We start from the raw sequence: 504 nt of genomic DNA on the forward strand, positions 1-504 counted from the left end.
GCTTGCAAGGTGACTCGGTCATGCAGCACTTGCATCATCTGCTCGCCCCATTTGCCTGCACTTGTGTCCACTTTCACTGCTGCCCACTCTGAGCCTTGCGTATGAGCATGCGCCACTGTCGCAGCGCTCACTGCTTGAGCGGACGGAGCAGAAGTTTGAACGTTCAGTGGTGCAGTCGTTGCTTGCCCTTGCGCTGGTTGGTTCAACAATGCTTGAAAGTCTACGGCAGAGGTATTCACGCGTGCATTCGCAGAAGTCGTTTGGCTAATTTGAATATCTTGCTGTTGCGGTGATGTGTTTAACAAGGCATTAGCTTGCGCTGGGCTTGTTGTTTTTGCTTCACCTTTTACTTCCAACGGATTGACTTTGTTGAACGACGCAACCGATTTCTCAGCCATGTTTAGCATGCCTTGCGTCAAGGTTTGCGCTTGCGCTGCAAGGTCTGGTGTTTCAGTTGGTGTTGTTGCACTGAGAAGAACATTCATTCCTGTGGTGTCAACAGCA

The 504-nt window shown here is 50.6% G+C and carries 1 pseudogene; it reads right to left on the minus strand.

The features are described 5' to 3' along the window. Positions 1 to 504, minus strand: a pseudogene (locus tag R7Z49_RS27985) (flagellar hook-length control protein FliK); the annotation flags it as partial.

The organism is Vibrio sp. 1562 (genome assembly GCF_033340155.1).
GTDB classification, from domain to species: domain Bacteria; phylum Pseudomonadota; class Gammaproteobacteria; order Enterobacterales; family Vibrionaceae; genus Vibrio; species Vibrio alginolyticus.